Raw genomic sequence first — 9696 nt, 5'->3', positions numbered from 1 at the left:
ATCTTTTTGGCAACGGTAGTTTTTAATACCTTCAATTCCTCAATTATTTTGTTTTGAGTTGTTATTCTCTCATCTATTAACGATAGGAATGATGCTATTTTTTCTTGTTCGGGAAGGTCTGGTAATATTATTTCTAATGTTCTCAAATCAGAATTATAAACATTACTAATACTTACTCCTTTGGCTAAAGTGGAAATAATTTTCCTTAACCTATGATTTATATAATATGCAACATAGACTTGAGAATAAATATTAGGTTTCGCAGGTTTTAAAATATTAATTGTTCTACCAATTGCTACATCCTTAATTGTTAGTGCCGAAGCTGAACCAATATCTAATGGGTCTTCACCTGCCGATGGTAGTAAAATTTCATCTCCATTACTAAAAAACAGTTCAGATTTATCAAGATTCGTTTTGTTGAAAACTTCAGTAATCACTTCATTATACATGTGATACAGTTCTCCATATCTTACACAAGGCGTTTCAAATTCAGGCGATGCTTCACTTTGTTTTATATTTTTCCCTGTAGAAAAAAGAAAAATATCTTTAAAAAGGTGCTTTTGGTAAGATTCATACCTTTCTTCAAACCCTTTAAATCGTAAATTAGGAACATCGATACCACAAATCTCCTTAAAGCACATTGAGGATATTATAATCCTCTAATTCAAATCCTTAGGCATTTAGCCACTTTAAGCTTCCTTTGTCACTTTAAATCTTTAATTAAAACAAAAAATGAACAAAAAAAAACTTTCAGAAGTAATCGGTCTATGGAAAACAGACAAAAAACAGTATGTAAAAAAATCAAGCTTTTCGGCTTATATGCTCTTGATTGAAAATCATTTACTACCAACCTTTGGGGATAAGTCTTCAATTGATGAAGCTGATGTACAAAGCTTTGTGTTCCAAAAACTGGGAACTGGTTTAAGCCATAAGACCATCAAGGATATTTTAATTGTGCTGAAAATGATTCTAAAATTCGGAGCAAAACATAAATGGCTGGATTATACACCTTTTGATATACAGTTCCCAACCGAGCGTGAAAAGCACAATATAGAAGTGCTTACCCGAACTGACCAAAAAAAAATAATGAACTATATACAAGAGCATTTTACGTTTAGAAACTTAGGAGTTTACATCTGTTTAAGTGCTGGCATGCGTATCGGAGAAGTATGTGCCCTTACTTGGGAAGACATTGATACAGATAACGGCATTATCAGCGTTAACAGAACAATCCAACGGATATATGTAATAGAAGATGGAAATAGAAAAACTGAACTCATTCTGGATACGCCTAAAACGAAAAACTCTATTCGTGAAATCCCTATAAGCAAAGATTTATTGAGAATACTCAAACCCTTTAAAAAGATAGTTAACGCTTCATTCTTTGTTTTAACAAATGATGCCAAACCCACTGAGCCGCGTACTTACCGCAGTTATTATAAAAACCTGATGAAAGAACTCAATATGCCCGACCTTAAATTCCACGGATTAAGGCACAGCTTTGCAACCCGATGTATTGAAAGTAATTGCGATTACAAAACGGTCAGTGTATTGTTGGGGCATTCTAATATAAGTACCACGTTAAACCTCTACGTCCATCCTAATATGGAACAGAAAAAGAAAGCTATTGAGCAGATGTTCAAAGCATTAAGGTAAGTTTTAGATTATGGATTAGGAGAAATGACATAAGAATACTTTATTTCGTTACATTTGTGTGTAAATAAAACTAGCACCATTAACTCCTAATTCATAATCACTTTGAGCAAGCAATCCGAACAAATTCTGGAAGAACAACTTATTGTCCAATTACAAAAATTGGGGTATAAATATGTCACCATTGCTGACGAAAAAGGTCTATTAATAAACCTTAAAACGCAATTAGAAAAACACAATAATATCCAATTTAGCGATGGTGAATTTGAAAAAGTATTAAACATCATCAATAAAGGTTCGGTATTTGAAAAAGCCAAAATATTACGTGAAAAGAAGCATCATATTATCAGAGATAATGGAGATAATCTATATTTTGAATTGCTGAATGTGGAACATTGGTGCCAGAATGAATATCAGGTAACCAATCAGATTACGCAGGAGGGCAAATATGAAAACCGTTATGATGTTACTATATTGATTAATGGCTTGCCTTTGGTTCAAATAGAACTAAAGCGGAGGGGTTTGGAAATGAAAGAAGCCTTTAACCAGATTAACCGTTATCAAAAACATAGTTTTGGAGCAGGAAAAGGATTGTTTCACTTTGTACAATTGTTCGTTATCAGCAATGGCGTCAATACCAAATACTTCAGCAATTTCGGTACGCATAAACAGGAGTATCTCCAGACTTTTCATTGGACGGACGAGCAAAACAATCAGTTGAATAATATTCTGAATGGTTTTACCGATGCATTTTTAGAACCCTGTCATGTCAGCAAAATGATATGCAAATACATTGTGCTGAACGAAACCGATAAACGCTTAATGGTACTGCGTCCGTATCAATATTATGCGGTAGAAAGTATTATTAAAAAGGTAAAGGATAATGAAATTTTGAACGGGTATAACATCGAAAAAAACGGTTATATCTGGCACACAACGGGAAGCGGAAAAACTTTAACCAGTTTCAAAGCAAGCCAGATTTTATCTAAAATTCCAGCTATCAAAAAGGTTATTTTTGTAGTGGATAGAAAGGACTTGGATTATCAAACCAATCAAGAGTATGATAAATTCAGTAAAGGTTCAGTAAGTTCGGCAACCAATACCGACGACCTTATTAGAAAATTCAATGACCCAGACCCGAATGCTAGGGTCATCGTTACTACTATTCAGAAGCTGAACAATGCTATTTCGGGTAGGAATTTATTTAGAATGAAAGCTATTCAAAACGAAAGAATGGTTTTTATTTTTGATGAATGCCATCGCTCGCAGTTTGGCGAAACTCATAGCAATATTGTTAAATATTTCAATAATATTCAATTGTTTGGCTTTACGGGTACACCGATTTTAGCCGAAAATGCCGATGGTGAAAAAACAACCGCAAGCCTTTTCGGAAAATGCCTCCATAAATATGTGATAACCGATGCTATTCGGGATGATAACGTATTAAAATTTTCGGTAGAATACATACAAACTTTCAAGAAAAAAGAACATATCATTGACTTGGATGTGGAGCAAATCAACGAAACGGAAGTCTTTGAAGCTCCTGAGCGTAAAGAAGCCATTGTAGATTACATCATTAAATACCACGACCAAAAGACGCAAAACAAAAAATTCTGTGCAATGATGTGTGTACAAGATATTGATGCTGTTATTCGGTACTATGAAGTTTTCAAAAGAAAGAAAATAAATGGGGAACATAATCTGAAAATAGCTACAATTTTCAGCTTCGCTCAAAACGAGGAGGAAATGGAAGAACAAATTATTCCTCAACTCAATATGGCTGCTGAATCTCAAACAGAATACGGATATAGACCTCACCGCCGAGAATTATTGGAAAATTATGTGCAAGATTTCAACCATTTATTTGGCGAAAAGCAAAACATTAAAGACACAGAAGGTTTTTATAATTATTACAATGCTGTAGCGAAAAAATCTAAGCAAAACGAAACAGATATTCTTTTGGTTGCCAATATGTTTTTGACAGGATTTGATAGTAAGTTTCTGAATACATTGTATGTTGATAAAAACCTACAATATCACGGACTGATACAGGCGTTTAGTAGAACTAATCGTATTTTAGATAAGAACAAAACACAGGGAAATATCGTGTGTTTTCGAAATTTGAAAGATAAAACCGATGAAGCAATTGCTTTGTTTAGTAACAAAGAAGCCATTGATGAAATTATTGTAGAGCCTTATGAAGCCTATGTAGAAAAATTCAATGAAGCAACTCAGAAGTTATTAGAAGTAGTTTCAAAGGTAGAGGATGTAGATGGTTTATACACAGAAGAAGATAAATTAGAGTTTATCTTAGCTTTTCGTGCATTAATGCGCTTACAAAAAAAGATGAGCCATTATACCGAATTTACTTGGGATGATTTGCCTATGGAAGAACAGCTTTTTACGGATTATACCAGCAAATATTTGGATTTAAAAGATGGTATTAATCCTGTTAATTCCCCAGAAAAAACATCTATTCTAAATGATATAGATTTTGAGCTGGAATTGATACGACGGGACACTATCAATGTTACTTACATTCTTCAATTGCTGATTAAATTCCAATCAAAACACGGTGCGAAAGACAAAGAAAGTATTGAGAAAGAGATTTTCAACTTATTGAACACCGAAGTATCATTAAGAAGTAAAAGAGAATTGATTGAGAAGTTTATTCAAGAAAGCCTACCACATATTGAAGATACAGATACTATTCCCGATGAATTTCAAAAATTCTGGAATGTAGAACAAGAAAAGGCATTGCAAGAATTGGTTAAAACAGAAAACCTTTCAGAAGAAAAAACAAAAAGCGTAATCGACAATTACTTGTTTACTGAACGTAAACCTTTACGAAAGGATATTATTCCACTTCGGATAGAAGGAACACCCAGTGTATTAAAATATAAAGAAACCGCTGACCGAATCTTAAATAAGATTTTAGGATTTGTGGAGACTTTTTTTGAGGGTATATCAGTGAGTTAACATTCTTTCATAATGTACCTTCCTTGGTTATTTATGCTATCGAAACCAAACGAATAAATGTAGGGCTGAATTGCATTCAGCCTATTGCACAATGGGGTAATCTAACCGGTGTTCTGTGGCACACAGACTACAAAAAAATATTCATATTGATAATTTTTATCATACAAAATTGGTAAGTATGGTGTTCTGTGTGCCACAGAACACGGTTTAGGCTGAATGGCATTATTTTAGGCTAGAAGCCTTTTAATAGTCGTCACTCGCTTGAAGCGAGCGACTGCGTAAATAAATCGCAAACGGATTGCTCACAATTCACTAACTCACTCAATCACTCATTCACAATTTCTCTCCCGAACCAAAAAATCAGAAATGATGTTGAATATTATTGTAAATTTGTGACATAGTAATTAGTGATTGGTAAATAGTGATTAGAATTTTTCAGCCTTTGTTGGTGTTTTTACTGGGTCGCCTAGACCAACAAGGACGAAGAACCTATTTTAGGCAAGCACAACTAATTACCAATCACTTAAAAAAAATAAACCCTTAAAACGTCAGGCCTTGAACCTGAGCAGTGCAATGAGCAAACACGGAAGAATTTTGGTCGCCATGAGTGGCGGTATCGACAGTTCAGTAGCAGCAGTAATGCTACATGAAGAAGGCTACGAAGTAGTTGGAATGACGATGAAAACTTGGGACTACGCCTCGTCGGGCGGCACCAAAAAAGAAACAGGTTGCTGTTCTCTTGACTCTATCAACGATGCCCGCAACGTGGCGGTATCACTCGGTTTTCCACATTATATTTTAGATATACGCAATGAATTTGGCGATGCCGTCATTGATTACTTTACGGGCGAATACATCGAAGGGCGTACACCCAACCCATGCGTAATGTGTAATACCCACATCAAATGGGATGCACTTTTGCGTAGGGCCGATAAATTAGATTGCGAATTTATCGCTACTGGTCACTATGCTAATATCCGCGAAGAAAACGGCAGACACATCATTTCAAAAGGAGCTGATACTTGGAAAGACCAAAGCTATGTACTTTGGGGCGTTTCGCAAGAAAGTCTGGCACGTACAAAATTGCCTTTAGGACACCTCACCAAAGCACGCATCAGAGAAATGGCTACTGAAAGAGGCTTCATGGATTTGGTGAATAAATCTGAAAGCTACGAAATCTGTTTTGTACCTGACAACGACTACCGTGGTTTTATCAAAAGAAGAGTAGAAGGTTTAGAAGAAAGGGTAAAAGGCGGTAACTTTTTGGATACCGACGGCAAAATATTGGGCAAACACGAAGGCTACCCGTTTTATACCATCGGTCAACGCAAAGGCTTAGGCATTGCCTTGGGCTATCCAGCTTTTGTAACTGAAATCAGAAAAGAAACCAACGAAGTGGTGTTGGGGCGTGATAAAGATTTGGAAAGAGACGGCATGGTAGTAGGACAATTGAACTTATCAAAATATGCCTCAATCGATAATCCGATTGAAACCATCACCAAAGTACGCTACAAAGATGCTGGTACGCCCGCTACTATTTGGCAAGAAGGCAACAAAATAAAGGCTCATTTTCATGATGCTGTTTCGGGGATTGCTCCGGGACAAGCAGCAGTATTTTATGAAGGCGACGACGTAGTAGGTGGCGGTTGGATCATGAAATCGTTCAAACAAGATGCTACTTCAGGTATTTTTATGGCTGAAGTAAACTAATAAAATATGCAGGAGACCACTCAATTTATTGAAAAAAGCACCAGTGCAATCGCTGATAGTTATCGGCTAAAAATCCTGTTGGAGTTATCCCAAAAAGGAGAAATGTGTTGTCGTGATGTTCAAGAATTGATTGGTCTCTCTCAATCTACCTGTTCACACCATATCGCCCTATTGATTGAAAGCGAATTGGTGGAATCTAAAAAAGAGGGAAAATTCCATAAAATTTCGTTGAACCGCGAGAATTTCAAAAAACTTTCAGCCTTTTTTCAGGAACTTTCTTAGGTGTTTTTGGTTTGTTAACGTATCGAAAAGATTCGATATATTAGCAATCTAAAAAAAACAACTATGAGTTATCAATTATTCTCTTCTGCCAAACTTGGCAACATTGAATTAGCCAATCATATCGTAATGGCACCCATGACTCGCTCTAGAGCTATCGGCAACATTCCTACTAAATCAGTGGTTACTTATTATGCACAGCGTGCGTCAGCAGGATTAATCATTACAGAAGGTACTTCGCCCTCACCTAATGGCTTGGGGTATGCCCGTATTCCAGGGATTTTTTCGGCCGAGCAAATCGCAGGTTGGAAAGAAGTAACGAGTGCGGTGCATGAAAAAGGTGGCAAAATATTTATTCAATTGATGCACTGTGGTCGTATAGCACACCCTGCGAATATGCCTGAGGGAGCAACCATCGTAGCACCATCGGCAGTAGCAGCGGCTGGGCAGATGTGGACAGACACAGAGGGAATGCAACCACAACCGACGCCTTTGGCACTGACGATTGATGGTATCAAATTGACCATTTTGGAATATGTTCAAGCAGCTAAAAATGCTATTGAAGCAGGTTTTGATGGCGTAGAAATTCACGGAGCAAACGGTTATTTGATTGACCAGTTTATCAATACAAAGTCTAACGTTCGTACAGATGAGTATGGCGGTGACATTGCAGGTCGCGCTAAGTTTTTATTAGAAATAGCTGCTCAAACGGTGGAGGCTATCGGTAAAGAAAAAGTAGGTGTGCGTCTTTCGCCTTATGGTGCATTTAATGATGTGGCTATTTTTGACACTATCGACACTGATTATCAATACATTGCCGAAAAATTAAATGAAATTGGTGTAGTATATACTCACTTGGTTGACCATTCGTCAATGGGTGCGCCAGCAGTTTCTAAAACGGTGGTAGATAATATTCGTAAGGCATTCAAAGGCACGCTTATTTTGTCAGGCGGATATGATGTTGCTCGTGCGGAGGCAGATTTGGAGTCGGGCATAGCAGATTTAATTGCGATTGGTCGTCCATTTATTGCTAATCCTGATTTGGTAGAACGCTTAAAACAAGGTGCTGAACTAGCAACGCCAAATCCTGATTTGTTCTATTCGGCTGGGGATGAAGGATTTATTGACTATTCAGCACTTTAAGAGTACAGTTTTTTTTACCCGCAGATTTTCAGAGATTTTACCGCAGATTTACGCTGACAAATAATATCAGCGCAAATCTGCGGTATAAATCAGCAAAATCTGCGGGTAAAGTAATCTTTTATGCAGAATTATGAGCAAGCTGGGGATGAGGGGTTTATTGATTATAAGAGCCTTTAGGAGTACAGTTTTTTTTACCCGCAGATTTTCAGAGATTTTATACCGCAGATTTACGCTGACAAATAATATCAGCGTAAATCTGCGGTATAAATCAGCAAAATCTGCGGGTAAAACAATACTATATGCGGAAATATGAGCAAAATACTCTACTTACGTATAAAATAATCTACATTCAAACCTCATTATCAGCTTCGCCACTTAAAAGCCTTGTCATCCACAGCCCTCATGGTACATAAAACGCCATTCAGATGGTCGTATTCATGTTGTAAAAGTTCAGAGAGGGCATCCTCCATGTGCCAAGTCTGTAACTGCCAATTTTCGTTTAAATAATTTATCGTTAGCGATTTATGCCTTTTTACCTTTACCAACAGGTTGGGGAAACTCATGCAATCGTCCCAAAGTTCAAACATCTCTTCACTGACATTCTCAAAAACAGGGTTGATAAACACCACAGGCTTATCGATGTTCATGTAAATCAGGCGTTTCATAATACCCAATTGTGGCGCAGCGATAGCCCGACCAAAATGGTATTTTGTCCTGATTTCCTCCATCACATTATGCAAATCAGCTACCCATTCTTTTACAAGCGGTAGCTCGTCATGGGTGATGGGCTTTGATATTTCATACAAACGTGGGTCACCAAGTAATAATAAATCATTCAGATGTTTCATATCTTTGAGGTTGATTGACGAACAGATGTTTACAAGCTATGCAATTATTAGAAACGATACAAATCAAAGACGGGAAATTTCAGCATATAGCCTATCATAATCAGCGATTTAATGCTTCTCGCAAAGCATTATTCCAAATAGATACAGCAGTAATGCTAGAAGACATTATCCAGATTCCAGCAGATTATCTCACTGGCACCGTGCGTTGCAGGGTATTGTATGAAGAAAATATTCAGGAAATCACTTTTGCTCCTTATGTTTTTAAAGATATTAGGCATTTACAGGTGGTAGATGTGCCAACGATAGACTATTCTCATAAATACGCCAATCGACAGGTTTTTACCGATTTGTTACAACAATATCCCGATGCGGACGAAGTAATCATTGTGCAAAATGGACTGATAACCGACTGTACGATAGCCTGTTTAGCTTTTTATGACGGAACGGAATGGTTCGTCCCTGCCACTCCCCTATTAAAAGGCACTCGCCGACAGCAATTATTGGAGAAAGGGTTGGTAAAAGAAAGAATCATCAAAACTACCGACCTAAGTACTTTTCAGAAAGTATGTTTAATCAATACTTTTAGAGATTTGGATATTGCGGTGGCGGTGGATTGTGAGGGGATTTTGTTTGGGTGAGGGTTATTTGTTGTTGGAGTCTGTGTTTGTTTTTGGACCCAAGTATATTTTACCTAGACGAGCTTCTAAGTAGGAATTCTAGCTTCTTTTAAAATAAAATAGAATAATAAGAAGAATCTACATAAACTTTTCTTTAAAATTTAAGCTAAATTGAAAATCTACATATTTATGATTGTATGAAGTACCAAATTAAATATGGAGTAGTCATACTCTAGATTTTATTAATGTAATAGATACTTTCATTAGAATCGTTTAAATAAAAATTAACCCAAAAAACAATGAGTACACAACAATTTTCAGACCTCAATGAGGTAAAAAAACATTTAAAAGATATAATAGAATATATGGAGAGTACAGTAGATCTTAAAACTGCTGCCAGATATATTGTCCCATTATGTTTTATTGACTATTTATCAAATCTGTATGATAAAAGTAATAGTTATGGT

At 36.5% G+C, this 9696-nt stretch carries 8 protein-coding genes; 6 read left to right on the top strand and 2 right to left on the bottom strand.

The window, feature by feature from the left end; all coding sequences use genetic code 11:
• On the bottom strand, positions 1-641 hold a 641-nt coding region (locus tag AC07XN_RS21315; RefSeq protein ID WP_494744515.1), incomplete at its 3' end, for a restriction endonuclease subunit S.
• 91 nt (positions 642-732) lie between these two features.
• Here AC07XN_RS21315 and AC07XN_RS21310 point away from each other — a divergent pair.
• The 5 genes from AC07XN_RS21310 to AC07XN_RS21290 all read left to right on the top strand — a co-directional run bounded on the left by AC07XN_RS21310 (position 733) and on the right by AC07XN_RS21290 (position 7764).
• Positions 733-1656 carry a tyrosine-type recombinase/integrase gene (locus AC07XN_RS21310; RefSeq protein WP_494744514.1) on the top strand — a complete coding sequence of 308 codons (924 nt, stop codon included), beginning with the start codon at positions 733-735 and terminating at the stop codon, positions 1654-1656.
• A gap of 102 nt (positions 1657-1758) precedes the next feature.
• Positions 1759-4632, top strand: coding sequence for a type I restriction endonuclease subunit R (locus AC07XN_RS21305; RefSeq protein ID WP_494744513.1), 2874 nt, complete (start codon positions 1759-1761; stop codon positions 4630-4632).
• Between the two features lie 573 nt (positions 4633-5205).
• A complete protein-coding gene (gene mnmA / locus AC07XN_RS21300; RefSeq protein WP_309923976.1) occupies positions 5206-6342 on the top strand; it encodes a tRNA 2-thiouridine(34) synthase MnmA in 1137 nt (378 codons plus the stop codon).
• A gap of 6 nt (positions 6343-6348) precedes the next feature.
• A complete protein-coding gene (locus AC07XN_RS21295; RefSeq protein ID WP_309923973.1) occupies positions 6349-6624 on the top strand; it encodes an ArsR/SmtB family transcription factor in 276 nt (91 codons plus the stop codon).
• 63 nt (positions 6625-6687) lie between these two features.
• A complete protein-coding gene (locus AC07XN_RS21290) occupies positions 6688-7764 on the top strand; it encodes an alkene reductase (protein WP_494744512.1) in 1077 nt (358 codons plus the stop codon).
• Positions 7765-8126: 362 nt separating this feature from the next.
• Here AC07XN_RS21290 and AC07XN_RS21285 read toward each other — a convergent pair whose 3' ends face one another.
• Complete coding sequence (locus AC07XN_RS21285) at positions 8127-8612, bottom strand: peptide deformylase (protein ID WP_494744511.1); 486 nt, start codon at positions 8610-8612, stop codon at positions 8127-8129.
• Positions 8613-8650: 38 nt separating this feature from the next.
• Here AC07XN_RS21285 and AC07XN_RS21280 point away from each other — a divergent pair, with 38 nt between their 5' ends.
• Positions 8651-9250: an aminotransferase class IV gene (locus AC07XN_RS21280; protein ID WP_494744510.1), complete on the top strand. Its 600-nt coding sequence runs from the start codon at positions 8651-8653 to the stop codon at positions 9248-9250.
• Positions 9251-9696 lie beyond the last annotated feature (446 nt).

Source organism: Arcicella sp. GW458-12-2-14-TSB2, assembly GCF_059423785.1.
This window is presented reverse-complemented; position numbering and strand designations above follow the sequence as displayed.